The 25068-nt window shown below is 34.6% G+C and carries 24 protein-coding genes; 11 read left to right on the top strand and 13 right to left on the bottom strand.

Annotated features, from left to right (window positions below; genetic code table 11):
- Complete coding sequence (locus D2K62_RS11990; RefSeq protein ID WP_112180100.1) at positions 1-522, top strand: antibiotic biosynthesis monooxygenase family protein; 522 nt, start codon at positions 1-3, stop codon at positions 520-522.
- Between the two features lie 599 nt (positions 523-1121).
- Here D2K62_RS11990 and D2K62_RS11980 read toward each other — a convergent pair.
- The 4 genes from D2K62_RS11980 to D2K62_RS11965 all read right to left on the bottom strand — a co-directional run bounded on the left by D2K62_RS11980 (position 1122) and on the right by D2K62_RS11965 (position 4394).
- Entirely contained in the window at positions 1122-1754 is a 633-nt protein-coding gene (locus D2K62_RS11980) for a response regulator (RefSeq protein WP_112180099.1), read from the bottom strand.
- Between the two features lie 18 nt (positions 1755-1772).
- Complete coding sequence (locus tag D2K62_RS11975) at positions 1773-2810, bottom strand: sensor histidine kinase (RefSeq protein WP_117161542.1); 1038 nt, start codon at positions 2808-2810, stop codon at positions 1773-1775.
- Positions 2811-2824: 14 nt separating this feature from the next.
- Positions 2825-3601, bottom strand: coding sequence for a cell wall-active antibiotics response protein LiaF (gene liaF / locus D2K62_RS11970; protein WP_112180097.1), 777 nt, complete (start codon positions 3599-3601; stop codon positions 2825-2827).
- 121 nt (positions 3602-3722) lie between these two features.
- A complete protein-coding gene (locus D2K62_RS11965; protein WP_157967406.1) occupies positions 3723-4394 on the bottom strand; it encodes a phosphatase PAP2 family protein in 672 nt (223 codons plus the stop codon).
- A gap of 170 nt (positions 4395-4564) precedes the next feature.
- Here D2K62_RS11965 and D2K62_RS11960 point away from each other — a divergent pair, with 170 nt between their 5' ends.
- Positions 4565-5029, top strand: coding sequence for a ferritin-like domain-containing protein (locus tag D2K62_RS11960; protein ID WP_232824318.1), 465 nt, complete (start codon positions 4565-4567; stop codon positions 5027-5029).
- Between the two features lie 104 nt (positions 5030-5133).
- Positions 5134-6297 (top strand): M20 metallopeptidase family protein, encoded by a 1164-nt coding sequence (locus D2K62_RS11955; protein ID WP_112180095.1) that lies wholly within the window; start codon positions 5134-5136, stop codon positions 6295-6297.
- A gap of 47 nt (positions 6298-6344) precedes the next feature.
- Here D2K62_RS11955 and D2K62_RS11950 read toward each other — a convergent pair whose 3' ends face one another.
- Positions 6345-7559, bottom strand: coding sequence for an ABC transporter permease (locus D2K62_RS11950; RefSeq protein ID WP_112180094.1), 1215 nt, complete (start codon positions 7557-7559; stop codon positions 6345-6347).
- Complete coding sequence (locus tag D2K62_RS11945) at positions 7552-8298, bottom strand: ABC transporter ATP-binding protein (protein WP_112182658.1); 747 nt, start codon at positions 8296-8298, stop codon at positions 7552-7554. Before D2K62_RS11945 ends, D2K62_RS11950 begins: the two co-directional genes overlap by 8 nt.
- Positions 8299-8783: 485 nt before the next feature.
- Here D2K62_RS11945 and D2K62_RS11940 point away from each other — a divergent pair, with 485 nt between their 5' ends.
- The 3 genes from D2K62_RS11940 (at position 8784) to D2K62_RS11930 (ending at position 11009) form a co-directional block, all read left to right on the top strand.
- Positions 8784-9209: an HIT family protein gene (locus D2K62_RS11940; protein WP_112180093.1), complete on the top strand. Its 426-nt coding sequence runs from the start codon at positions 8784-8786 to the stop codon at positions 9207-9209.
- 787 nt (positions 9210-9996) lie between these two features.
- Positions 9997-10512: a tryptophan transporter gene (locus D2K62_RS11935; protein ID WP_112180092.1), complete on the top strand. Its 516-nt coding sequence runs from the start codon at positions 9997-9999 to the stop codon at positions 10510-10512.
- Between the two features lie 134 nt (positions 10513-10646).
- Positions 10647-11009, top strand: coding sequence for a YtxH domain-containing protein (locus D2K62_RS11930; RefSeq protein WP_112180091.1), 363 nt, complete (start codon positions 10647-10649; stop codon positions 11007-11009).
- 42 nt (positions 11010-11051) lie between these two features.
- Here the strand turns inward: D2K62_RS11930 and D2K62_RS11925 are convergent, their stop codons facing one another.
- The 4 genes from D2K62_RS11925 to D2K62_RS11910 all read right to left on the bottom strand — a co-directional run bounded on the left by D2K62_RS11925 (position 11052) and on the right by D2K62_RS11910 (position 15053).
- Entirely contained in the window at positions 11052-11942 is an 891-nt protein-coding gene (locus tag D2K62_RS11925; RefSeq protein WP_117161541.1) for a glycine betaine ABC transporter substrate-binding protein, read from the bottom strand.
- An 81-nt stretch (positions 11943-12023) separates the two neighbouring features.
- The gene (locus D2K62_RS11920) at positions 12024-12944 is read right to left on the bottom strand and encodes a glycine betaine ABC transporter substrate-binding protein (protein ID WP_112180089.1); all 921 of its coding nucleotides are present in this window, start codon (positions 12942-12944) and stop codon (positions 12024-12026) included.
- Positions 12945-13027: 83 nt separating this feature from the next.
- Complete coding sequence (locus D2K62_RS11915) at positions 13028-13861, bottom strand: ABC transporter permease (protein ID WP_112180088.1); 834 nt, start codon at positions 13859-13861, stop codon at positions 13028-13030.
- The gene (locus D2K62_RS11910) at positions 13854-15053 is read right to left on the bottom strand and encodes a quaternary amine ABC transporter ATP-binding protein (RefSeq protein WP_112180087.1); all 1200 of its coding nucleotides are present in this window, start codon (positions 15051-15053) and stop codon (positions 13854-13856) included. Before D2K62_RS11910 ends, D2K62_RS11915 begins: the two co-directional genes overlap by 8 nt.
- Before the next feature lie 333 nt (positions 15054-15386).
- On the opposite strand from D2K62_RS11910, the gene D2K62_RS11905 reads away from it, so the two are divergent.
- The 5 genes from D2K62_RS11905 (at position 15387) to D2K62_RS11885 (ending at position 19448) form a co-directional block, all read left to right on the top strand.
- Positions 15387-15890 carry a GbsR/MarR family transcriptional regulator gene (locus D2K62_RS11905; protein WP_112180086.1) on the top strand — a complete coding sequence of 168 codons (504 nt, stop codon included), beginning with the start codon at positions 15387-15389 and terminating at the stop codon, positions 15888-15890.
- Between the two features lie 155 nt (positions 15891-16045).
- Positions 16046-16579, top strand: coding sequence for a DUF3267 domain-containing protein (locus D2K62_RS11900; protein WP_232824331.1), 534 nt, complete (start codon positions 16046-16048; stop codon positions 16577-16579).
- A gap of 116 nt (positions 16580-16695) precedes the next feature.
- Complete coding sequence (locus tag D2K62_RS19175; RefSeq protein WP_112180084.1) at positions 16696-16875, top strand: hypothetical protein; 180 nt, start codon at positions 16696-16698, stop codon at positions 16873-16875.
- 253 nt (positions 16876-17128) lie between these two features.
- On the top strand, positions 17129-18007 hold the full coding sequence (locus tag D2K62_RS11890) for a peptidylprolyl isomerase (RefSeq protein ID WP_112180083.1): 879 nt from the start codon (positions 17129-17131) through the stop codon (positions 18005-18007).
- A 208-nt stretch (positions 18008-18215) separates the two neighbouring features.
- The gene (locus D2K62_RS11885; RefSeq protein ID WP_117161540.1) at positions 18216-19448 is read left to right on the top strand and encodes an HD domain-containing protein; all 1233 of its coding nucleotides are present in this window, start codon (positions 18216-18218) and stop codon (positions 19446-19448) included.
- Positions 19449-19482: 34 nt separating this feature from the next.
- Here D2K62_RS11885 and D2K62_RS11880 read toward each other — a convergent pair whose 3' ends face one another.
- The 3 genes from D2K62_RS11880 to D2K62_RS11870 form a co-directional block, all read right to left on the bottom strand.
- Positions 19483-19989, bottom strand: a complete 507-nt coding sequence (locus D2K62_RS11880; protein ID WP_369974649.1) for a GbsR/MarR family transcriptional regulator — start codon at positions 19987-19989, stop codon at positions 19483-19485.
- A gap of 171 nt (positions 19990-20160) precedes the next feature.
- Entirely contained in the window at positions 20161-23103 is a 2943-nt protein-coding gene (locus D2K62_RS11875; protein ID WP_117161539.1) for an ATP-binding protein, read from the bottom strand.
- Positions 23100-24338 carry a metallophosphoesterase family protein gene (locus D2K62_RS11870; RefSeq protein WP_117161538.1) on the bottom strand — a complete coding sequence of 413 codons (1239 nt, stop codon included), beginning with the start codon at positions 24336-24338 and terminating at the stop codon, positions 23100-23102. The genes D2K62_RS11875 and D2K62_RS11870 overlap by 4 nt, the downstream gene beginning before the upstream one ends.
- Positions 24339-25068: the final 730 nt, after the last annotated feature.

The raw sequence follows: 25068 nt of genomic DNA, 5'->3' as shown, positions 1-25068 counted from the left end.
GTGAAAGCTTATATGACAAATGGTACATTAGAGTATTTAGAACAAATAAAAGATAACCATCCTGCTATCACAATGCATTTCATGCGTAATAATACATCTACTACCGTTTATTATGAAGATACAAGTGCACCAATATTTCAAGAAGCTAGAAGCTATACAGTTATTTCCGACAGAGGTAGCATACAAGAGGATGGTTATGTCGTAATGAATCACATTCCCGTTACGGATGATGGCAAACCAATTTTCGAATCTGAATTCAAACAACGTGCTGATAGAATTGAAAAAGTTCCGGGATTTTATGCATTTCGAGTATTACGACCATTACATGGAAACACGTATGTTCTTCTTATTCAGTGGGATAGTGAACAGAGATATCAAGTATGGAGAGACTCTGATGTTTATAACCAAAATTATGGTAAGGATATTAAACCGAAATATCGTGCAGGAAAGTCTTTTCGAACGACTTATAAAATGGTAGATTGGGATGAAGTTAAAAAAGAGCGAGAACAAGACAAAGATTAAAACTAAAATCAATTTTAAAAAACGTAGAAGTAATTTAGATTACCTCTACGTTTTTGATTTTTAGAAAAACTTGATATATTCCGCCCAAATATCGAGTCTTACATCACTTTTATCATCAGCTATGTCGTAAAACGCCATGTTGATTTTCGCTTCGGTCAGTCGCTTTCCGCGGGCAAGTCTTTTCGATGGGTCGAGTAATCGCAGACCCAACGCTTCAACTTCCTCGGAAGCAAAAAGCGCTTCCTGCGGGATTTTCAGCTGTTGCTTTTCCCGCAGGAGTCGACTGTCCTACGCTACAATCAATGAGCATAACGTGAATAGCTGTTTTCATAAGCGCAATTAAAATTTATGACCAGTAGACGATGTATCACTTTTAACGCCTATCCAGCGGAGCAATTGAAATGGGTGAGACTCCAGTGGGAACTGCGCGGGCTGAAGATCCACTCGGAAAGCGAATTATGCTTATCCGAGTTAGCTGAAGCCGTGCCCACGGAAAGCGATCCCATTTCAATTGTGGAGCGGGTAAGGAATCTACGTCACAGTTTCTATCTACTGCGACATCTTAAAAATATCAGTTTATGAAAAGTGTAGCGATTTAATTATTTGCGAATTAGTCCATTTCGATGTGCATAAACTGCTGCTTGTGTACGGTCGTGCACACTAAGTTTACTCAAGATATTACTAACGTGCGTTTTAACTGTTTTAATTCCAATAAATAACTGATCACCAATCTCTTGATTTGTTGATCCTTCTCCAATACACATTAATACCTCAAGTTCTCTATCTGTTAATTGTTTATGTGGTTTATCTTGTTGACCACGAAAACTTGTCATCATTTTATTAGCGACTTTCGCTTCTATCACTGTATCTCCTCGATGGGCTTTATGAATAGCTAAAGCAATTTCCTCCGCAGAAGAGGTTTTCAACATATAACTAAAAGCACCCGCCTCTAAAGCAGGAAATACTTGTTCATCATCATAATAACTTGTTAATATGATAACCTTACAGTCTGATAGTTGCTGCATGATCACTTTAGTAGCATCAATACCATTACCGTTTTCCATAATTAAATCCATTAGTACTACATCAGGTCTTAATTCCAAGACCATCTTTGCACCTTCATTTCCACTTGAAGCTTCTCCAACAATATCTAGTTCATCTTCAGTTTCCAAATAAGCAATTATACCTTTTCGAACAATATCATGATCATCAATTACCACGACACGAATCATACTGACCATCCTCCTCAGTTACAATGGAATTCGAATATCAATATGCGTTCCTTCTCCTTGTTTAGAGCGGATTGCAAATGTTCCACCAATTTCCTCACTACGTTCTTTCATTGTTTTCAATCCATAAGACGCCATTTTATCTTCATCTGCCGCCAGATCAAAACCTTTTCCATTATCAGCTATATGTAAAAAAACATCGCGTTGATGTTGCTGTATTTCAATTGTTACTTCTGATGCATCTGCGTGTCTTAATGTGTTTGATAAGGACTCCTGGACAATTCGAAATAAGTGCTCTTCCGTCGTTTCAGATAACCCATCAATCTCATCAATATGTAATTGAAATTTTATTGGACATTTCTGTTCTAATTCTGTTACTAACTGATTAACACCAATTGGCAATCGATCCCCAGAAAGGTGAACAGGACGTAAATGCAATAATAAAGCACGCATTTCAGTTTGTGCTTTTAAAGCTGTATCAGCTATTTCTCTAATTTGTTCTTTAGCTTTTATTGGATTCTTCTCTACTAAACGTACAGTTGCCTGTGACATCATTGCTAAGGCAAATAATTGTTGACTAACAGCATCATGTAGATCCCGCGCTAATCGCTGTCTTTCTTCAATGGTTGCTGCCTTATGTGCTGATTTTGCAAACTCAGCCTTTTCATCTGCTAGTCGCTGTAAAGACTTTACTTGACTTTGCATTTTTTGACCCAGTTCATTTAATTCTTCACCAATCCGGGCAATTTCGTCATCACCAATATCATAAACTTTTGTTGTATAATTCCCCCGTGACATTTGCGCAATCAAGACAGAAAGATAATCCATTCTCGTTTTAATATCACCACTTGATCTGAAACCAACATATAGTGAAAAAAGAAACGCTATGACAAAATATGTACCAATAAAGATAAATATACTAGCAGTACTTAACCAATTAGGATCGAAAACTACATGAATCGTCAACAACATTGCTAACAAGGTTAGTGCTGTTAATAGTAAAGCATGTAAATGTGATCGAATATACGTATAGCGGATTGAATTCAATTGTTGTAACAAAACCAACCCTCCTCTTAAACCCGATCGATTCGTATCGAACCAGCTTTTAATTTAAAATCCATTGTTAGCTTTCGTGTTGCTTCTTGATAATTTTCTGACTCATAAGAAAGATGGCGTCCAATTCCCTCAGATGTCTGATCAAATACGATAATATCACCTGCTTTAACCTCTGCTTCTACAGAGAATTCAATATTTTCAGGCATCAATATTTGAATATCACCAGCCCAACCATGGATTTGAATCGGTACATTTTTATCAGGTATAAATGCTTTCGTAAAGTCTATATGATAGTCACCAACCGCATTCCAAAGTTCCATTGGTTCTACTTTCCAATTTGGTGTGTTAAATTTGTGATCGCCTATCATAAATTTTTGTTTTTTACCTGTGTACATGGTTTCACTATTCTTATGATCGTCTGAATCAAATATAATTTGGAAATTTTTCTTTTTCTTTTTTTTATTAGGAGTTCCTAGGAAACTAAATCCAATATAAACAATTAATAAAGGCCATAATCTATAAAAGTCCCAAAATGTAAAATTAATCAATTCAAACCTATCCAGCAACAATAGCGAACCGAAAATAACAAGAAACGATCCTGACTTAATACCACCTTGTCCTTTTAGCCCATCCCAACAACATTTTATCCCTAATATGATTAAAAACGCGGGATAAATATAATACCATGTTTCTGCAAACTCCCAAGTAACTACGTCGATATTCGTTAGTATTAAAGCAATACCTAGTAAAATAACAATAATCGCTAGTATATTACGAAAGAAATTATTTTTCATTACTTCTATCATCCTTATCTAATTATATTAGAATTTAAATTTTTAATAAAATATGCATCACTATCTTCTTATTATATAGAAAAAACTGTCGATTGGTAACCTACGACAGTTTGGTTTCGTCTCAGACTTTAGGCGGAGACATGCGCTTTTTTCTTGTTATCAATTTGTTTATAAAATGATACAACAAAATCCATAAAACTAAAAACAAGAAACCATATCCATAACCAGCTACAACGTCTGTCAGATAATGGACTTGAATCATATATCTGCTCATTCCAATTAATAAAATCAGTATCACAAAAAAGAGCTGAACAGTTAATCGACGGTTCCCCTCTTTCATATAAATTGTTAAGAAATAAACAACTAAACCATATGTGATCATTGCACCCATCGCATGGCCAGATGGAAAACTAAAACCAACACCTTCTGCCTCTGGAAATAGACTAGGTCGCTCCCTTTCAACAAAAAGCTTTATCCAATAATTCAATCGATAACCTAAGAATGATCCTAATGGTATTATTAAACCAGCAAGCCAGTTCCGAGTAAATAGAAAAAATACAATAGCAAATACACTAATAAATGGGCTAACAAATGTGCCTGATCCTAATTCTGTAATCCAACGAAAGAACATGAACACACCATTATGATTTAATTCTTCCACTATAGGAGCAGACCAACTGTCTACTGCAGGCATTCGATTAGATTGAACACTCGTTGTAACCCAGAAGACGATCAAAGCAGTAATAAGAAAGGACAAAAATGTTACTATTTTACCCTTACTATGTTTCTTCACGTTATCACCTCCACTATAGTTTCTCATGTTATTTATTTTGAAACAATCTTTATCCTTAACAACATATACGTTAAAGATACGTGAACTATGTATAGATGTTTTAAAAAAGTAGATTCGGGAATTGTATTTATAGAGCGAGCTTTTTATAAAAAAACGAAAGGATGTTTTTTATGGGAGACAATGTTAGACAAATGAAAACAAACGATGAATTAGAAAATTTAATTAATGGACTAAACGTAGACCTAGCCAATGAATATTCAGCTGCTATTATGTACACGTACAACGCTTCAGTAATTGAAGGAATGTATCGTCCGATTCTTAAACCTTTTTTTGAAGGTGAGATTACAGATGAAATGGGCCACGCCTTATATTTATCAAATAAGATAAAAATTCTTGGTGGAACCCCTACTACAACACCAGCAAAAGTAGATCAATTTAATGATCCAAAAGAAATGTTAGAATCTGCCGTGAAAGCAGAGGAAGATACCATTAAACGTTATGAAGAAAGAAAAGAGCAGGCTGAAAAACTTGGCTTATCTGAATTGGCAATCCATTTAGATGACATGATTGAAGACGAGACAGGACATAAAGAAGAATTAGCTCGACTTTTAAAAGATAGTGCTTTTTCTAACTAAATCAGTGTATTAAGTTAAAGACCTTCAGATTTTGAAGGTCTTTCTTTTTAAGATTTCGAATGCCTATATGATATAATAAGGTAATAATTATAGGAGGTTTTTTTATGTGGACTGATATCATCAATAACATCGATCAACACTATGATGACATGGTAAAAATGAGGCGTTTCTTACATCAAAATCCTGAATTATCATTTCAAGAAGAAAATACAGCGAAGTTTATTGCTAATACATATGAATCATTAGGTATTCCTTATCAAGCAAAAGTTGGAGGAAATGGAGTTGTTGCTCGTCTAGTTGGCGGGAAACCCGGAAAGACTATTGCCTTACGAGCTGATTTTGATGCACTTCCGATTCAAGATGAAAAAGAAGTACCTTATAAATCAAACGTACCTGGCGTTATGCATGCTTGTGGACACGACGGACATACCACTACCCTTCTAACAGTAGCTGAAAAACTAAAAGATTACCAAGAAGAATTAGCTGGTACAATTGTGTTCATTCATCAACATGCTGAAGAACTAGCACCTGGTGGAGCAAAGCCAATTATTGATAGCGGGATTTTAGATGATGTCGATCTCGTATTTGGTACGCATCTATGGACGAACACACCATACGGAACTGTTCAAACAGCGCCAAAAGAATTCATGGCTGGCGCAGACCGTTTTAGTATTACCATTCAAGGAAGAGGTGGACATGGTGCGATGCCTCATCAAACCAAAGACGCCATTGTAATCGGCTCTCAGCTAGTGACAAACTTACAACAAATTATTAGCAGAAGAATTGATCCGCTACAAACAGCAGTATTAACCATTGGTACATTCCATGCTGGAAATACATTTAATATTATAGCGGATACAGCGACGATTACAGGTACAGTTCGGACATTTGACAAGGACTTACAAACCCAAATCATTGATGAAATGGAGACTATTACTGAAGGAACTTGCCAAAGTTATGGCGCAACCTATTCATTTGAATATGACAAGGGGTATCCGCCAGTAGTTAACCATCCAACCGAAGCTACTATGGTAATAGAGGCAGCAAATCAAGTGGAAGAAGTAACAAAAGCTGAACTTGTTGAACCCAGTATGACCGGAGAAGATTTCGCTTACTACCTATTAGAAAAACCAGGCGCCTTCTTCTTTACTGGAGCTCAAAAAGAAAATGATTTCCAACCACATCATCATCCTAAATTTGATATAGACGAACGGGCAATGGTTATCGCAGCAAAAACATTTATAGAATTGATAAAAAAATACCAATAATATATAAAAGTCCAAGTTGCGATTTAAATCGTAACTTGGACTTTTTGTTATATTAGTTTGTTTTTAACATAGCCATGTACAAATAAAATTGAAAACGCAACTCCCCCGACTAACATCATAACCATACTAGTAATGTCTGTTAACAAAACAAATACAAGTGCATATATGATTATTTGAATAACCATTAATTGATATAACCAGGTAATAAATGACCGTTTGCGTACGGCTTTTGTTACCGGATATAAGTCCATCCATAGTATCGTTCGGTGATGACGCCACATGGCCATAAGTTGTAGTCCTGTTAAGTATAAAAATAGGACACCAAATAGGATTGCCATCCATTGGTTTGGAACGTAATAAAGCACCACCCCACCAATAATCAAGAGTCTGACGTACATGCCAAAGTAATCGCCGCTGCGGACACTCGTAATACGGTATAAGTAATCATACGTCTTTACTTGTTTAAAGGGTAACCATCTTGTAAGGAAGAAGGCAAGGGCATGTCTTTTTTTAACCTGTGTCTTTAAATGAGGTACATCCGTAAACATATTTGCTAGTCGATAAAAGCTCCGCATGCGCATACGATCCTTTTCCACTAATAAATCCCATGCCAGGACATTTTGTCTGTTTGATAAATAAAAATCATAAGCAAATACGCCAAAAAGGATTATTGTTGTAATCGCAGCATAAATATGTTCGCCATTAATAAAGAAATAAAACAAAACAAGCTGAACGGAAAATCGAGCGAAATGATCGATTAAACGACTCTTTTTATCTCTAATTTTTAACATCCACCAACTTGCTATTAAATTCCACGCCTTTATTATTAATAGTACCAATACAAATAACATATAAGTACTACCAGTTTGCGCAGGAAAGCTAGTGAAATACAACGGAGCCAACGCCGCAAGGACTAGAACAACAAGATAAAGTTGAACGATATAACTATAGAGGAGTGCATTTCTAAAATATACACCCATTCGATGCTCCGCTGGCAGTATAAAGACAAGATCAGCCTCTTTTAAAAAAGTCTGATTAGGACTGTAAGTTGCTACCAGCGAAAAAAACATCGCCATTAACCATGCAGTTGGAAAGTCAGCTGGTAAATCTGCTAATATCTGCTGATAATAATATGCACCTGCAGAAATAAAAAACAGAATCGCAATCGCAGTATGCCCATTCAACATATATTGTATATATCTGCTCGTCTCTTTTAGATACGCACGGAAACGTTCTCTAAACAAGTGATTAGCATTAAACATGATAATCTGCTTCCTTTGTCAACTGAATATATAGATCATCTAACGAAGCATTTCTCATACCAAACTCTTCACGAAGATCGTCAAGGGTTCCAAGTGCTTTTATTTTTCCTTCATGTAAAATAATAAATCGATCACAATATCGTTCAGCAGTTGCTAATATATGTGTTGACATTAATATACCTGCACCATTTTTCTTCTGACTTTCCATTAATTCTAAATATGCTTTGATGCCTAATGGGTCTAATCCAACGAAAGGTTCATCAACAATATACAGAGCTGGCTCAACTAAGAATGCACACATAATCATTACTTTTTGTTTCATTCCTTTTGAAAAGTGGATGGGAAACCATTTTAGTTTTTTCTCTAAGCGGAAAGATTTCAATAATGGTTGCAATCTTTTTTCGAAAGTTTGCTCATCAATATTATAGGCCATAGCCGTTAATCGCAAATGCTCATAAAGTGTTAATTCATCATACAATAATGGCATTTCAGGTATATAAGAAAAATGTTGTCTATATGTTTCAGGTGAATCGTTAAATGTCTTGCCTTTAATCTCAACCTTACCTTTTTTTGCTTGCATTAACCCAATAATGTGTTTAATTGTTGTACTCTTTCCGGCTCCATTTAAACCAATTAAACCAACAATCTCATTTGGATAAACATTAAAAGAGACACCATGTAAAACGTTTTTATTTGTATAGCCACCTTCTAAATTTTCAATATGTAATAACGGATTCAATTCCATTAACCTCCTGGCGTTCATCTATTGATTTATCACTTAATCAAATTTTACCATCTTCTTATAATAAATCCAAAAATATATCGTATATTTTTTTATAAAATGTTCATACTAGACTTTAGAAGGAGTTAGGATTAACACTTTTACAACACAACATGAAATAGTGGTTTACTACGAAATGAGGTGTCGGTGAAAGATATACTACGCTTTTAAAACTAACCCCCCTTTCCATCGAAAGGTAAAACAACATTAAATGAGGTGTTGACATTGGTTGTTTTTTAGCAAAATCGTTTGAATCATTCCCCTGATTCTTTTTAACGAAATAGTATCTATCCTACTCCTTCGGCAGGTGGGTTGTCTAGAAACAAGAGAGTCTTTTGTAGGCTTAATTGTGACAGGCAACCCACTTGTTTTTTGTCTTTTGCTATTCTCCTCTTTACAATGATAAAATAAAGATCGATTCAAAAAAAGGAGCTGAGGATATAATGGAACATACTGATTGTATATTTTGTAAAATAATTGCAGGAGAGATTCCTTCTTCTAAAGTGTATGAAGATGATGTTGTATACGCCTTTCTAGACTTAGGTCAGGTTACAAAAGGCCACACCCTAGTAATTCCTAAAACACACACAAAAGATATTTATGAAACTTCAGATGAGATTGCAGGCGACCTATTTGCTCGTGTACCTAAAATCGCAAAGGCTATTAAAGAGACCTTTCATCCGCTTGGCATTAATATGCTCAGTAATACCGGTGAAGCTGCAGGCCAGTCCGTCTTTCACTTACATATGCATTTAATTCCACGGTATGGAAAAGACGACGGCTTTAACCCGGTTTGGAAAACAAACGGTGATGCTTATAGCCAAGATGATCTTATTGCAATCTCACAAGATATAAACAGTAATATTTAATTATAGGAATGCATCTGAATTGATTCAGGTGTATTTTTATTATCTAATTCTTTCTATTAATACGACGAAGTTCCTGACCACAAGCGTGTAAGATTTCCCCAAGAGATAAAGACCGAATTGAACTGAATAGTATTTAAATTAGATATCACCCTCAAATAACTACTCTACACTCTTAAAAATTGCTTCTGAATTACCATCTACTACTCGCTCTAAAAATACACGACGCTTTCCGCAGGCACGTCTTCAGCTAACTTCGTAAAGAAAAAGCACTTTACGAAGTGGATCTTCAGATCGCGCTGTTCCTGCAGGAGTCGTCGTATATTTTATCGCTAGTCGGTGATATGTTTATTGATGAATTTGCTTCATCAACGATAACAGGCCTTTTATGATATTCTAACTAAACACTATCATAAGCGTATTAAAAATTTCGGAGCCAGTAGATATCGTATTTTGTATTATATTTGTTCTGTCCAGCGAAGGAAGAAAACGGATGACACTCCTGCGGGAACAGCAAATGTTTTAGGGTGGGATGAGTAATTGCAATCCCACAAGTTGAAGATCCACTCGGAAAGCGAGCCCATTTTACTTGTGGAGCGTAGCGGGTAATAAAGTCTAAGTTTTTATCAAGTTCGAATAGTAAAAGGAACAATTTCGCGAAAGAACGTAAATTTAATCTGTTTATTCAATACTAGATTTGTTATAATAATTAGATACTTCGCATTCGGCAATAGTGCACGACTGGGAGTAATATAATAGTTTAGCTTAGTTGAGCAGAGGAGAGAAATGTATGAAGACAAAAGTATTAGTTTTATTATCTTTATTTATTGCAATTGGCGCTGTACTACACATCGTTTCACCACCAATTTTTGGGGTCAAGCCAGATATCATGCTCACCATGATGTTCTTAGGTATCATATTATTTCCAAAGGTCCAATATGTCTTCTTATTAGCAATTGCTACTGGAATTATTTCAGCAATGACGACAAATGCTCCAGGCGGACAAATTTCTAATTTAGTAGATAAACCGATTACAGCACTCATATTCTTTGTTTTATTATTGTTAATACCTAGCAAAGTAAACAAAAACATAACTGCACCTGTTTTAGTAGCGATTGGTACCGCTGTAAGTGGAACTATATTTTTAACTATGGCAATATTTGTACTCGGACAAATGCCAGGTACATTTTCCGTACTATTCGTAACAGTTGTCTTACCAACGATAGTTATTAATACTGTCTTAACTATCATTTTATATCCTATTTTACAAAAAATTATGAAACGTTCTCAAATATCTACTGTTTGATACATCTTATAAAAGTGCTTTCATAAAAAATATGAAGGCACTTTTTACTTTATAAAAAAAAATATTCTTTTTTTATGTTTGAAGCTGATAAAAGAAGAGAAAGTAGTATAATATAAGGGAAAGGAGTGTAAGCGATGGCAAATGGTAAAGCATTATTATTCGGATTTTTAGCAGGTGGGGTTGTTAGTGCAGCTGCCACACTATTGAGCGCGCCAAAATCAGGTAAAGAATTACGTGAAGATGTTAAAACGCGTAGTGATGATATCGTACATTCACTCGATCGAATTAAAGATGATGGGAAACTGTTAACGGAACAGATTGCAAATACTTCTAAAGAAGGCGCAGCCCTAATTAAAGAATTATCGAATGATGTAAAGAACTCGATTGAAAGTTGGAAGAATACAATTGAGCCACATCAAAAAAATATCCAAAAATATCTAGGTCAAATTGAAGAACGACTAAAAGAGTTAGAAGATCAAACAAGCAAACGCGCATAAAAAACTTGCCCTACTAGTTTCTAGGGCAAGTTTTTTTACTTATTATTTAGCAGTATCTAAATCTGCGATGGAGTCAATATCCATATATGTCGGTACCACCATACCAATTTTTGCACCTTGAAGATTCTCACCTAAATCTACAATATCATCTTTATATTGCTCATAAAAGGCACCGTGTGTTGCAGGTAACCACGGGGCAACAGATGCATCAGCATCATTACTCGCAACTGCTTGGAACATAACAGATGGATCAACAGGTGTATCCGTTACTTCATAGCCTTGTCTCGTTAAAACTTCTACAATAACAGCTGTAGATGCCCGCTCAGTATCCCAAGGAGTTGATACAATCTCAATCTTAGTTCCATCAACCTCTTCTACTCCATCTGTCCAATTCGCAACTAAAGCTTCATTTTCCCCAATCCACTGTTTTGCAGCTTCTTCAAATGAAAAATTTTCATCTTGGGTAAGTAACATAACTTGTTCCATATCATCTGTTGTCCACATAAAATTATCTAAAATGCTGTAGGATTCGGGCATCTCTTCTTCAAGACCAAGACGCGTTATTGTATTAATATTTTCTGCACCACCGAAACTACCTTCTGGATCCTCTAAGAATTTTAAATCATACTTCGCGAATTTCCAATGTGGTGTCCATCCTGTTACAACGATTGGTTCCTCCTTATCAATTGCTGATCCTAAAGCTGTTACCATTGCTGCAGTTGATGCTTCTTCTAACGTGTATCCAGCGAGATTATCATAATCTTCTAAAGCTTCTCTTGCTAATGATGTTGCACCAGCGCCAGGTTCAATACCCGTAATCGTGTAATCCAATTTTTCTCCAACTGTTTGTTCTTGTTGCTCATCTTCCCCACAAGCAGTTATGAAAAGGAGCAATAATATTAACATTCCAACAACGTAATTTCGTTTTATCATTTTTAGCAATTCCTTTCCAAAAAAAATAAAGAGCTATCTTTAGTATGAAAAGATAGCTCTTTATAAAACGAAATGTAGTTATTATTCTAAGCCAGCAACCCATTCGTCAACTTTATCTGGATTAGCTTCAATCCAGTTAGCTGCTGCTTCTTCAATATCCGTACCATTATAAACCTCTAACATTACTTCTTCCATATCAGAAGCTTCCCAGTTAAACTGATCAAGAATTTGATATGCTGCAGGACTGTCTTCTTCTAGTCCTTGACGTACCATTGTTTCAATTGTTTCTGCTCCACCAAATGACTCTTCAGGATCTTCTAGATACTTAAGGTCATATGCAGCAAACATCCAGTGTGGTGTCCAACCAGTTACTACGATCGGTTCTTCATTATCTACCGCTTCACCTAAAGCAGTTGCCATTGCACCACTAGAAGATGTTTGAACTTCCCAACCATCTAAAGCATAATCTTCAACTGATGTTTCTGCAGCTTGCACTACACCAGCACCAGGCTCAATACCAGTAATTGTATTGTCAAGACCTTCAACATCAGCAAGTTCACCAATAGAAGAAATGTCCATGTACTCAGGTACTACTAAACCAATTTTAGCGCCTTCTAAATTCGGACCTAATTGTTCTACTTGATCACCAAATTCATCAAATAAATCACCGTGTGTTGCAGGTAACCATGCAGCTACCATACCATCAGCATCGCCAGAAGCTACTGACTGCCACATTACTGCATTATCAATCGGTGTAACATCGACATCATAACCTTGTGATTCTAATACTTGTGCAATTACGTTTGTAGATGCAACTTCAGAATCCCACTCTACATAAACTAATTCAAGTTCTTCATTACCTAAATCAGCACCAGTTGCTTCTTCTGTATCACCACTATCTTCAGTAGTTTCTTCATCTTCTTCGCCGCCACATGCAGCTAGTACTAACGAAAGCATAAGTACAAGTGCTAAGCCTAAATGTTTCCATGTTAATTTAAACATATTCTAAAATCCCCTTTTCCTTAATGTATATTTTTATGGTAAACTCTTCAAAATGAAAAGTGATCCAACTACCTTATTTTACTTTACTTATTCAAGTTTTGAGTAAAGCGATCAATAATAATTGCTAAAATAACTATTCCGATACCAGCAACAAAACCAGTACCTACTTGAGCACGTTGAAGTGAAGATAATACTTCACGACCTAAACCTGGAGCACCAATCATCGATGCTATAACAACCATTGACAAGGATAACATAACTGTTTGGTTAATCCCAGCCATAATCGTTCCTCTTGCCATCGGCAGTTCAACTTTAAATAACTTTTGCGAACCAGTACTACCAAATGCATCAGATGCTTCAACCAATTCTTTAGAAACTTGTCTAATACCTAGATTCGTAAAACGAACTGTCGGTGGTGTAGCAAATATTAATGATGCAAAGATACCTGGGACCATTCCAATACTAAAGAATGCAACCGCAGGAATTAAGTATACAAATGCCGGCATTGTCTGCATGAAATCAAGAATTGGTTCAATAATTGTTTCTGCAATCTTACTTTTAGACATTAGAATTCCAATTGGAACACCAATGACAATCGATAATACACTTGCTATTAAAACTAAGGAGAAAGTATACATTAACTCTTCCCATAAGCCTTGGTTATATACTAACCACAAACCTACAATAGAAAATACAGCTAAACCATATTTTTTTCCAGTAACGAAAAATGCTAAAATAGCAACGATTAAGATAACTATAATTGGGGGAACAGCAGCTAAACTATCTGCAACCAACTCCATAAAATCACCAAACTGGTTTTTTATTGGATCAAATAGGAACGCAAATGTGTTTGTAAGCCAGTCAGTAAATGAACTAACTCCCTCGGCTATTGGTATTTTTGAAATAAAATCAAGCATTTTCTAAATTCACCTCACTATCACTTACTAATGCTGCTATAACAGCACCTCTTACAATAATCCCAAGTAACTTTTCATTTTCTACCACAGCAATAGGAACTGGTGAATTGTGGATAATCTCGAAAATATCATGTAACGGTGTATCTTTTGTTACTGTTGGAACATCTGTCTTCAAAATTTCTTTAATGTCTCTAACCTCGTTTTTACGAGCTTCAGAGGCATCATCAGCGGTAACATAACCTTTTAAAGTACGTTTACCATCAATTACATAAATACTAGAAAGTCCTTCTTCACGCATACGTTCTAACGCAACACGCGGTCCATGCTTTTCTATATTTATTGTCTCTGGACGTTTCATAATATGTTCAGCAGTTAATACTTTTGAACGATCTACATCTTCAACAAATCGTTCTACGTAATCATTAGCAGGGTTCATCAGAATTTCTTCTGGTGTACCAATCTGTACAATTACACCATCTTTCATTAAAGCGATACGATCACCAATACGTAATGCCTCATCTAAATCGTGTGTAATGAACAAAATTGTTTTTTGCATTGATTCTTGTAACTCTAATAACTCATCCTGCATATCTTTACGAATTAATGGGTCTAATGCTGAAAATGCTTCATCCATTAATAGTACAGTTGGATCATTTGCAAGCGCCCTAGCTAAACCAACGCGTTGTTGCATACCACCTGATAATTGCTCTGGTAATTGATTGATATAATTACCTAAGCCAACCATTTCCAACGCTTCTTTTGCCTTCTTTTTTCTTACCTCTTTGTCTATACCTTGTATTTCCAAACCAAATTCAGCATTCTCTAATATAGTTCTATGAGGAAATAAACCGAAACTTTGGAATACCATACTTAATTTCTCACGTCTAACTCGACGAAGATCGTCTTTATTCATTGTTGCTAAATTCTCACCGTCTACCAATACACTTCCTTCAGTAGGTTCAATCAAACGATTAATTAATCTTACTAATGTAGATTTACCACTTCCAGATAAACCCATAATAACAAAAACCTCTCCAGCTTCCACATCAAAGGAAACCCGATTAACCCCAACTGTATCACCAGTTTGTTTTAAGATTTCATCTTTTGACTTACCATCATCTAAAAGCTTTAATGATTCTTTCGCATTTTTACCAAAAACTTTGGATAAGCCTTCTACTGATATAACCGGCATTACATTCACCTCTTTTTACTTATTAATTAACAGTACCCTTTAACTATGACTATCCAAACCACATTTGAACATTTTATAGTTGTATTTGTATACTGCACATTTCCGAGCATAATATGCTACCTTAATACTATATCCTTTTTAAGATATAAAATTCAAACGATAAATACCATTAATTTCGTACGTATTTTACGTACAGTTTCAACTGTACAAAGTTGTATCAATATTTACTTACCTTTTCTCCATTTTACTGCTATTATCTCCTGAAACACCTATTTCCATTCCTTTATCTTTTAGTGTAATCTTAGTGTAGCTTCTTATTTTAGAGGAGGTACTATGGATATTAATGCACAGGAAAGCAAGCAACAGCTGATCATTAATGAATTCACAAAAACTATTGAGATGTTTGATATACCTTCGTCTGAAGCGCGTTTATTTTCCATCTTATTTATTGAAGACTCTCCAATGACTCTTGATGAAATGAGCGTAGCATCAGGGAAAAGTAAAACTTCTGTTAGTACTGGAATTCGCACATTATTAGAACTGAACCTTGTAGAGCGTGTTTGGAAAAAAGGGGTACGTAAAGATTTATATACAACAGATCCCAATCTTTATCGTAAATTTATGAATGTCTACATTCATAGATGGATTAATCACGCATCGACTCAACTACAATCATTAGAAGAAATTGCGCACGACATACAAAAAGATAATAATGAGGAAAAGTCAGTGACAGATTCTCACACCCTTTTAGAAAAAAAACTTACTGACATTATTACGTTTCAAACACTTATTAAAGATACATTTCAATCAATGAAACCTGAAACAAAGTACCAGTGATTTTTATAAAATAATTTTAAAAGGCATAGTAATGTCATAAACTATGCTTTTTTGTATTACTTTTTTATGAAAACTATTGCCTTTTCTCCTAAATCATACTATAGTCATTGAAGGATATATTCAGACTATCTTAACTAGCTTTAGGGGGCTTCATGATGAATTGTTGGAAATCTGTAAACGTGCAGAAAGAAGTAGGCATTAATCGAATTTATTTACTATCATTTTTAGTAGGCGTATTATCATTTATCTTTTTGTTCTTACCATTTGCTTCCATTCATCAAGGGTATACATTAAAAGATCAAGGAATATTCCCTTTAATTCTAGGTTTGGCTTTATTACCTATTATTCATAAAGTAGTTCATTTCATTCCATTATTATTAACCAAACGTTCGTTTAAATTAAAATTTAGATTTAATAAAATGAAATTCCCGATAATTTCTGTATTATCTATTGCAAGAATGTCTAAAAGAACTTCTATTATCACGTTATTGGCGCCAACTGTTTTACTAACTTTACCAGGTCTTATAGCCAGTTATCTTTTTATAGATTACTTTGCTTATTTTCTAATATTCTCATCAGTAAATATTGGTATTTCCTATACCGATTTCATCTATACAAGTAAATTCATCCGCGCACCTAGAAAATGTATGGTTGAAAATGATGGAACAGGTTATGATATTTTGGTTTAATAATCACTAAAGTGTCTTTCTCTACTGAAAGACACTTTTTATGTTATATACTTTAGACTGTTCAAAACGTGTTTTTTTTGATAAAGTTGTTATACAAGAAAAAGGAGGTTTTTGGTATGTTATTCTTTTTCGTTCCTTTTGCGTTATTTATATTATTTTTGTTCAATTCCTTGACATATCGTTTATGTTTACAGACGGAAATGTCTAATGAAAAACAACCAAATGTATTTCGTACTATTAATGTATTAATTACGATTTTATTAATTTCTTCGTACATAGAGATCATATACACATGACAATCACTCTATATAATGAAATAGAAAGAGGACACGATAAATTATCGTGTCCTCTTTCTATTTTTAAATCACATACGCTTTTATCCTCTAGTTAAAGTTGATCACAGTAGTATATAGACAAAGATTTTAAAATATGTAAAAAGTGAGTAATTTCAATGTAGAGTGTTTTTTTTTTTTTGAAATGTGTTATATTATCTCATGGGCGCACTAATTAGCCATATAAAATTAGAATAGAGATTAGGAGTGTAATAGAATGAAAAAACTAGCTATCGCAGCAACTATAGCAGCTGGGATGATCACATTATCTGCATGTTCATCCGACGATTCCGAAACAGTAGTAGAAACAGCTTCAGGTAACATTACTCAAGAGGCCTTTTATGAGGAGTTAAAAGAACTTAGTGGAAGTACTGTTTTAGAGCAGATGGTAACCCAAACTATTTTAGAAGACAACTATGAAGTAGATGAAGATCAGTTAGATGAACAATTACAAGTATATAAAGATCAATACGGCGATCAATGGGAAACAATCTTAACATCAAGTGGTTATGCTGATGAAGAGGCTTTTCGTGAAGATTTAAAACTTCAACTTTTACAACAAGAGGCTTTAATTGAAGATATAGAAGTTACAGATGAAGAAATCGAGCAACGTTATGAGAGAATGCAAACTGAAATTGAAGCAAGTCACATTTTAGTAGCTGATGAAGAAACAGCAATTGACATTAAAGCACAATTAGATGATGGTGCTGACTTCGCTACATTAGCTGAAGAAAATTCTACCGATACAGCTTCTGCTGCTGAAGGTGGAAGTTTAGGCTACTTCACTGCTGGCGACATGGTAGCAGAATTTGAGGAAGCTGCTTACAGCATGGAAGTTGACGCAATCAGCGACCCTGTAGAAACAACTAATGGATGGCACATCATTCAAGTAACGGACAAGCGTGATGCAGAAGAAGCTCCTGAACCTTTAGAAGACATTCGTGATGATATTCGCGATGAAATTGCTTTAACTAAGGTTGACGATACAGCTGCACAAGAGAAATTAGATCAATTAATGGAAGACGCTGATATCGATGTTAAAATCGAAGAATTCGAAGACTTATTTACAGCTGAAGAAGAAACTGCTACAGAATAATTATAAGACTAAAGACTAGCATTAGAGTAAATGATGCTAGTCTTTTTTCTACTTATTACAATTTTTCTACGCAATCGTCTCTAATTACGATACAATGAAGTTACACTAATTCAAAAGGGTTTAGTCTTTGTTAAACCACTCTAATGTTAGCTTTTATTTAAACACAAAAATGAACTACTGATCTTTTTTTATAATGGAGTGATAGAGCATGCCAGAAGATACAACATACTTTTATCAATTTGTACCAATAACATATTCTATTTCAGCAGAAAAGAAACAAGAAATCCTTGAATCGTTTCCCCCACCTAATTTGCCTAATGGGGAGTCTTTCTTCAATATCCAAGAAGAAGAACAGGGTACTAAAGTAAAAGAACGTTTGTTGTTAAATGATTTTGAGGTGAAGTTAACGAAAACAAACAAACAATATTTACGTTTATCTTTCAGTAATAATAACGGAATGATACAAGCTAAAATGTGGGATAATCAAGGGGCAATCACAGAGAACCTACCTCTTCTAGAAAAATATACTGTATTTGACATTGAGGGAGTTGTTGATGCGTTCCTAGGTAATAAATCGGTCACTATTCAAAAGATACAAGTATGTAAAGAAGAAGTAAATCCATTTACGCTTTTACCTTACACACAACAGAGCTTAGAAGATTTAACAACAGAGTTATTTGCTTACTTATCTGAATTATCCGATCCATATAAGGAAATTGCATTTGCCGCTATGCGACGATTTTGGAAAGACTTTCGTATGGCACCTGCTGCAAAAGGCTACCATCATAATTATTTAGGGGGCTTATTAAAACATACTGTTGGGTTAATGCGTTTTGCACGTTATATTACAACATTGGATGCCAATCCTTTTCAAGCAACGATAAAATTAATTAATGTTGTGGAAAAGGCCTATAAAAATGAGTTATGGTCAAACTTTCAAGACGAAATAGACAATCAACATGCTACAGTATGGAAAGATACAATTGACCACCTTTATCACATGTTGCAAGGAATGATGAAGCACCATGAAACACCACTTAATGCTGATCTATTAATCACAAGTATTTTATATCATGATATAGGGAAATTATTAGAATATGATTATGCAGGTAAATCGTTTGAGCCATTTTCCTTTTTGTATCCGACAGCGGATATGAGCATTACACAAGACCGAAAACAGGCCGGTATAACGATGGACCCATTAGGTGTTCTGGTTGGTCATATCCCTTATGGTGTCTTATTACTTACAAAAGTAATTGAAACGGATAAAATAGTCGTTCCTATTGAGGCAATCCACAATATGTCACATTGTATCCTTTGCCACCATGGCTTACCTGAATGGGGAGCTGCGGTCAGACAACCGCAAACAATGGAGGGTTATATCATACACATCGTTGATTATTTAGACAGCCGTTATGAAAACACTGAAAAAATAAAGTAGGTTAAGGATCCTTTTCCTTACCTACTTTATTTTTTCACTCAATATCATCTTTTGGTATAAAATTAAAAATTTCACCAGATTCAACAACGTTAATAAACCTTATTAACCATTTATAGTAATTTTGAGCATAGCGCAGACGATCAATATCCAATGTGATTTTATCAATTAAATCTTGTTCATCTGTCTGTTGACGAATCCGTTCCAATGCTTGGATTGTTTCTTCTGCTTCTTCAATGTTTGATTCTGTATGGTGACTCCAACGGTTACCAAATAAAGATGTGAATGATTTATACCAGTCTTCTTCAGATTTATATAAATCCTTTCTTTCACCTTTTTTAAATGCAGGTTCAACCATTTTCATTTCTGACAACGCTCTTACACCTGTTGACATACTTGTCTTACTCATTTCTAAGGCATCACGCATTTCATCCAAAGTCATTGGACCATCATTGAAATATAATGTGCCATATAAACGACCAACAGATGGTGTAATTCCATAAAGATTCATATTCTTTGCTATTACTTGGATAAACTTATCCATTATCTCTTCATAACCTATCCATTCCTCTTTACCTTGATAACTTGGCACTATTTGCTCCTCCAACATGTGAAAATTTTTAATCTGACACTACCTATCTTAAATGCAAACGCTAACTTTTCCAATAGTTTACACATGATTTAATAAAAATATTAAATCATGTGTAATAATAAGTTAAATTCGAACCAATTGAAAGTCATACCCATCATAGACTGTTTCACTACTCCAATTATAGTCACTAGTAAATAAGATAATTTGTTGTTTCGTACTTAGTTGCTTAAAGATCGCATACATCTTATCCAAACGATTTGGATCGAAATGAACAAATGCATCATCAATAAAAAATGGCATTTGTTGTTTTTTTTGTATCATTTCACTTAAAGCAATGCGCAAGGCAATATACAATTGATCTCTTGTTCCCTGTGATAACTCAGTCACGATAAAACGTAATCCCAAAACATCTTCTACTTGTAACATTAACTCTTGATCTGTAAGGAAAACACTTTTATACTTTTCGTCTGTTAATTTTTTAAAGTGTTCGGTTGTTTGTTCCAATACTTTCGGTAAAAAAGAGCGTTGATAAATATTTTTTGTCTCTTGTAATTTTTCCTTAGCTAATTGATAGGTAGCCCATTGTTTTGCCTGTTCCTGTAGTTCATTTTTTAACTCATAATAGTGATGTTTCTCATCTTGAAATGACGTCGATATTTCAACCCGCCTTATTTCAGAATGAATGTCTGCTAATCGTTGTTGATTCATTTCGATTTGACTCTGTACTTCTTTTAACTTATTTGTAATTTGATATAGTGCATTTTCTATCTCATGCTTTTGAATTTGCTCTCCTGCTAATAATCTTTCCCATTCTTCTTTAGATAAAAACGTATTAATTTGCCGTTCATACGACTTTAAATCTGTACTCTTTTTTACTAATTCTTCCTTTTGATATCCTTTAGTTATATAACTTTCTTCATCACCTACGTTTGCCTTATTCCATAATTGATTAATCTCATGCTCGTATGGCTTGATTCTTGATTCAATTGTTTCTCGTTGTGTTATTAAATTTGTTCTATTATTATGTAACAGTTTTTCTCTTTGTTTTAAGTGTTTTTGATTATCAACTTCATCAATTATCAACTCAAGCATTTTAGTAGGTTGATGTGATTGTGTTTGATAATTCGAATGAAAAACATTCGCTAACCACTGTTCATAATTATTAATATCCTTACTTGCTTGCAAGATATCTTTATTTAGTTTGTCCAAATTGTCTACTTTTTCTACTACTTTTGTTAGATGATTAAAAAGCTTTGGCCAATAACCGACTGATATTTCTTTTAGAAAAGAAAATTGTTCCATTTGCTCCTTACTTTTTGATTCTAAGATAGTTTTTCTTTGTATGAAAAATTGTCTTCTTTCATCTGCTTTTAACTTTGCTAATTGAATATTTCTTAGACTATCATTTATTTTTGTTAATCTTTTGTTCAATTCAACTTGTTCGGCTATCACGTTTTCTGTTTCCTTAATATTCTCTGTACTACTAGCATGATTGGTATCCACTTGTTTATGACGATCAAATAGCGGTTCCATAGCCTGAATAGATTGACGTGTAAAAACCTGATGTATCGAACCAATTACTAAAAAAAATGCACTTATAGCATATAAATAGTAATTAGATAATAGAAATCCCGCTATAGTGCTTATTACTAGTAGAATTAAACTATAAAAACTAAAACGGTTTGTACTCTTCAATCTCTTGTTTCTAAGCGTTTCCCAATTATTATTCTGTTGTTGATTGCTAGACAGTGATTTTTGATAATCCTCTATTTGTTTGTTCAATTCGTTGATAGTAGCTTGATCGAGTTGTTTATTTTCAAGTGTTTCTCGTTCTTTTTCTAATAATTCTTTATTCTCTTGGATCTCCTTTAATTCTGTTTCTATCTGAGCTAACCCTGCCCTTACGTCTTCTTGTTCTTCTTTTAAATGCTGCCATATATCCTCTGTAGCAAACGGTAAGGATAAATCTGATAATTGCTCCAAAGTCAGACCGATCTGTAATTGTTCCATTTCATGCGTTAACTGTCTAGCTAATTCTTCTTGTGCTTGTACGTTAAATGAATACTTGTTTAAATTCTCATGATACACATAACGTTGGTCCTTAAGCTTTTCTAATTCATCTATTGAGGCTGTAGATAATTGTTTATTATTTATCTCTTGGAGTTGCTTTGTCTCTTTTTCTATATTCAAGTTTATTACGGTTAACTCACTTCTTAATGGTAATATTTGTTCTTTTATCTGCTGATAACGTTCCAGGCCATTCTCTGGAAAAGAAATCTCTTCTGGTAAATCGCTTAACTTATTTTGTGTGTGATGAAAAGCTTCAATCACTTCATGTAGCTGTAGTTTTTGTTCCGTTTTTTGCTTTTCTTTACGTAAACGCTCACTTTTTTCTTGGGAAATTGCTACTGTCTCTTCTAAAGATACTTTAATTTTTTGTTTCTCTTTATAAAGTTGTGTCTCTTGTTCCATTTGTTCTAACTGTTTTCTTTTTTCTTCCATTGTATCAATCAATTGATTCATCGCTGGTTTTTTTCCTTGTGGCCTAAACAAATCTTGTAATTGTTGATCTAACCATTTTTCTGTCCAATATATTTGATCCGTTCCCGTCATACCAACACCTAGCAATACTTCGCCAATATCTGTTTGTTTTATTTGTTGTAAGCGTTGAAGAGAAATAGAATCAAAAGAAAAAATATCAGCAAATGTTTGTGCATCCACACCACTTAGTCTTTCTTTTAACCACTCTTCTCCATGTACCATACCATCTTGATCATAACAGGTTGCCTGTGCTTTATTTCGGTCATGAATGCGCTCAATTGTAAAAATCCCTACATCTTTTGTCTGAATCTTTAACGTACCACCCATTTCCCCTCCAGTTTTCGGTAGAAACTGACTACGCTGTTTAGGTGGCATTCCAAATAAGATAAATAGCATAAATTGTCTTAACGTTGATTTCCCTGATTCATTTTGTCCAGCAATTACAATAAAAGAAGCACCTGATAGATCAAAAGTAACTTGCTTCCACTTGCCAAATCCAAATATATTTGCCTCTAATATTTTCATCTTTCTTCCTTCCTTAACAGTTGATAGATTAACAGATTTTCTGCCTCTGTCTTAACTTCCATCTTTTCTTCGTCTGTTAACTTTTCTAGGAATTTTCTTGCTTGACGATGTTTCCATACAGATTTAACTGTTTCATCAAAATCCTTATCTTCGTCAAAAGTTCGCAATAATTCACCTAGGAAATCCTCGCCTTGACGCAATTTCTCCTTATCAGTACGATTCTGTTTAGATAGTTTAACTTCTTGAATCCACACCCAGTCTTGATAACTCATCATTTTCTCATTAATAAACTCAATCACATCTGTTAACATCTCTTCGTAGTACCATGTTTCCACATCTTCTATGTAATTATAAAAACGCAACCTAATAACTGATTTTCCAAATAGAGTAGCTATTTGCTGGACTTCTTCATCAACAATTTGCTCTAAAGCTTGTAAGCTCGTACACATTTTTAAATCAACTTCAATATCTTCAAAACGAATTACTTGAAGTGGGCAAAACGTCAGGGAATTACTGTTTTCCCCTAATTCAACATGGTAACAGCCTTTTTCTCCTGTTTCTTTTTTAGAACGTCCTTGTGTATTTCCGGCATATACTACTGGCGGGTCATTTTTAAGTTGCTGCCGTTTATGTATATGACCTAATGCCCAATAATCAAATCCCTTTTCCGTCAATTCACTTAATTGAAATGGTGCGTACGTATCATGGTCTGTTTGCTGTGCCACACTACCATGAAGCATGGCAATATGATAAGGTGTATCACTTACTATTTTATATTGTTCTGTTTTGTTCTCTATAACGGCTCGTTGCAAATAGCTGAATCCATATATAGTCGCCACTTGTTTTTGGTCTCTTTCAAAAATAAAAGATTGAACATTCTCTTCTGTAAACAATCGAACATTATCTGGAAATTGGAAAGTTAATAAATTACGATTAAGATAATCATGGTTTCCAAATGAAACATATACCATAATATTCTCTTTTTCTAAAACTTCACATGCTTTCAAAAATTGCATTTGTGCATAAACACTTTGCACTGTTTGATCAAAGATATCCCCAACCATTAGAACAAAGTCGACTTGTTTGGCAATAGCTGTTTCAACCAAGCGGTTTAATGCGTCAAATGTACTCTTTTTCACTTCTTGTAAAAGTTTATTTGGTAAATAACTTAGGCCCACAAACGGGCTATCTATATGTAAATCCGCACAATGGATAAAAGAAATGTTTTCTTGCATAAAAAAATTCCTCTCTAGTTTTACATGTAATTTTACTTTTATTGTAGCAGACAGACAGAACGAATGCACGTTCGTTTATTATAAATATGCAACTTTCGTAAAGTGAAATTTATATATATGTGTTGACATAACAAGAAAATCTCAAAAACCAAATTTGAAGTTTAATTTGCGCACTCAACATGGCAACTCCTCTGGCAAATTGGATAGAAACTGCGACATAACATTCTTTATATAAATTGCAATACAACAGAATTTATGCCCGCTCCTCAAGCGAAATGGGCTCCCTTTCCGCAGGCACGGCTTCAGCTAACTCGGAAGAAAAAAAGCTTCCGAGTGGATCTTCAGCCCGTGGGATTGCGATTCTCATCCCATCGAAAACATTTGCTGTTCCTGCAGGAGTGTCGCCCATTTCACTTGATCCGCTAGTTTTGTCTTTAAACATTTTATGAACTACAAATAAACACATTAATCATTAGTTTCTTGAAAATATTTCGACATGATTCTGTCTTACACTTAAAAATAAATCCACTAATCAGCGAAGGAAGCAAATGGTTGAGACTCCTGTGGGAATAGCACGAACCGAAGATCCTCTATAGAAGCGTTCTTTGCTTCTATAGATAGCTGAGGTTGTGCCCCATAGCCGTCAAGCTAAGCACTACGGTTTAAAGAACTAGAAAAATACGATACCCTAACGGATAAGGAAAATTTATTTGGAGGGAGTTTCGATGCG

Source organism: Paraliobacillus sp. X-1268, from assembly GCF_003426095.1.
GTDB lineage: Bacteria > Bacillota > Bacilli > Bacillales > Amphibacillaceae > Paraliobacillus_A > Paraliobacillus_A zengyii.
The sequence above is the reverse complement of the archived record's forward strand: the minus strand, read 5'-3'. Positions and strand labels throughout refer to the sequence as shown.

Coding starts and splice junctions, on each gene's coding strand:
- D2K62_RS11870 (WP_117161538.1), bottom strand. CDS start 24,338: ATGCAAGAAAACATTTCTTTTATCCATTGTGCGGATTTACATATAGAT.
- D2K62_RS11980 (WP_112180099.1), bottom strand. CDS start 1,754: ATGATTCGTGTCGTGGTAATTGATGATCATGATATTGTTCGAAAAGGT.
- D2K62_RS11915 (WP_112180088.1), bottom strand. CDS start 13,861: ATGCTTGATTTTATTTCAAAAATACCAATAGCCGAGGGAGTTAGTTCA.
- D2K62_RS11940 (WP_112180093.1), top strand. CDS start 8,784: ATGGAACATACTGATTGTATATTTTGTAAAATAATTGCAGGAGAGATT.
- D2K62_RS19175 (WP_112180084.1), top strand. CDS start 16,696: ATGTTATTCTTTTTCGTTCCTTTTGCGTTATTTATATTATTTTTGTTC.
- D2K62_RS11905 (WP_112180086.1), top strand. CDS start 15,387: ATGGATATTAATGCACAGGAAAGCAAGCAACAGCTGATCATTAATGAA.
- D2K62_RS11885 (WP_117161540.1), top strand. CDS start 18,216: ATGCCAGAAGATACAACATACTTTTATCAATTTGTACCAATAACATAT.
- D2K62_RS11955 (WP_112180095.1), top strand. CDS start 5,134: ATGTGGACTGATATCATCAATAACATCGATCAACACTATGATGACATG.
- D2K62_RS11930 (WP_112180091.1), top strand. CDS start 10,647: ATGGCAAATGGTAAAGCATTATTATTCGGATTTTTAGCAGGTGGGGTT.
- D2K62_RS11900 (WP_232824331.1), top strand. CDS start 16,046: ATGAATTGTTGGAAATCTGTAAACGTGCAGAAAGAAGTAGGCATTAAT.
- D2K62_RS11925 (WP_117161541.1), bottom strand. CDS start 11,942: ATGATAAAACGAAATTACGTTGTTGGAATGTTAATATTATTGCTCCTT.
- liaF (WP_112180097.1), bottom strand. CDS start 3,601: ATGAAAAATAATTTCTTTCGTAATATACTAGCGATTATTGTTATTTTA.
- D2K62_RS11910 (WP_112180087.1), bottom strand. CDS start 15,053: ATGCCGGTTATATCAGTAGAAGGCTTATCCAAAGTTTTTGGTAAAAAT.
- D2K62_RS11960 (WP_232824318.1), top strand. CDS start 4,565: ATGGGAGACAATGTTAGACAAATGAAAACAAACGATGAATTAGAAAAT.
- D2K62_RS11920 (WP_112180089.1), bottom strand. CDS start 12,944: ATGTTTAAATTAACATGGAAACATTTAGGCTTAGCACTTGTACTTATG.
- D2K62_RS11880 (WP_369974649.1), bottom strand. CDS start 19,989: ATGGATAAGTTTATCCAAGTAATAGCAAAGAATATGAATCTTTATGGA.
- D2K62_RS11935 (WP_112180092.1), top strand. CDS start 9,997: ATGAAGACAAAAGTATTAGTTTTATTATCTTTATTTATTGCAATTGGC.
- D2K62_RS11950 (WP_112180094.1), bottom strand. CDS start 7,559: ATGTTTAATGCTAATCACTTGTTTAGAGAACGTTTCCGTGCGTATCTA.
- D2K62_RS11875 (WP_117161539.1), bottom strand. CDS start 23,103: ATGAAAATATTAGAGGCAAATATATTTGGATTTGGCAAGTGGAAGCAA.
- D2K62_RS11890 (WP_112180083.1), top strand. CDS start 17,129: ATGAAAAAACTAGCTATCGCAGCAACTATAGCAGCTGGGATGATCACA.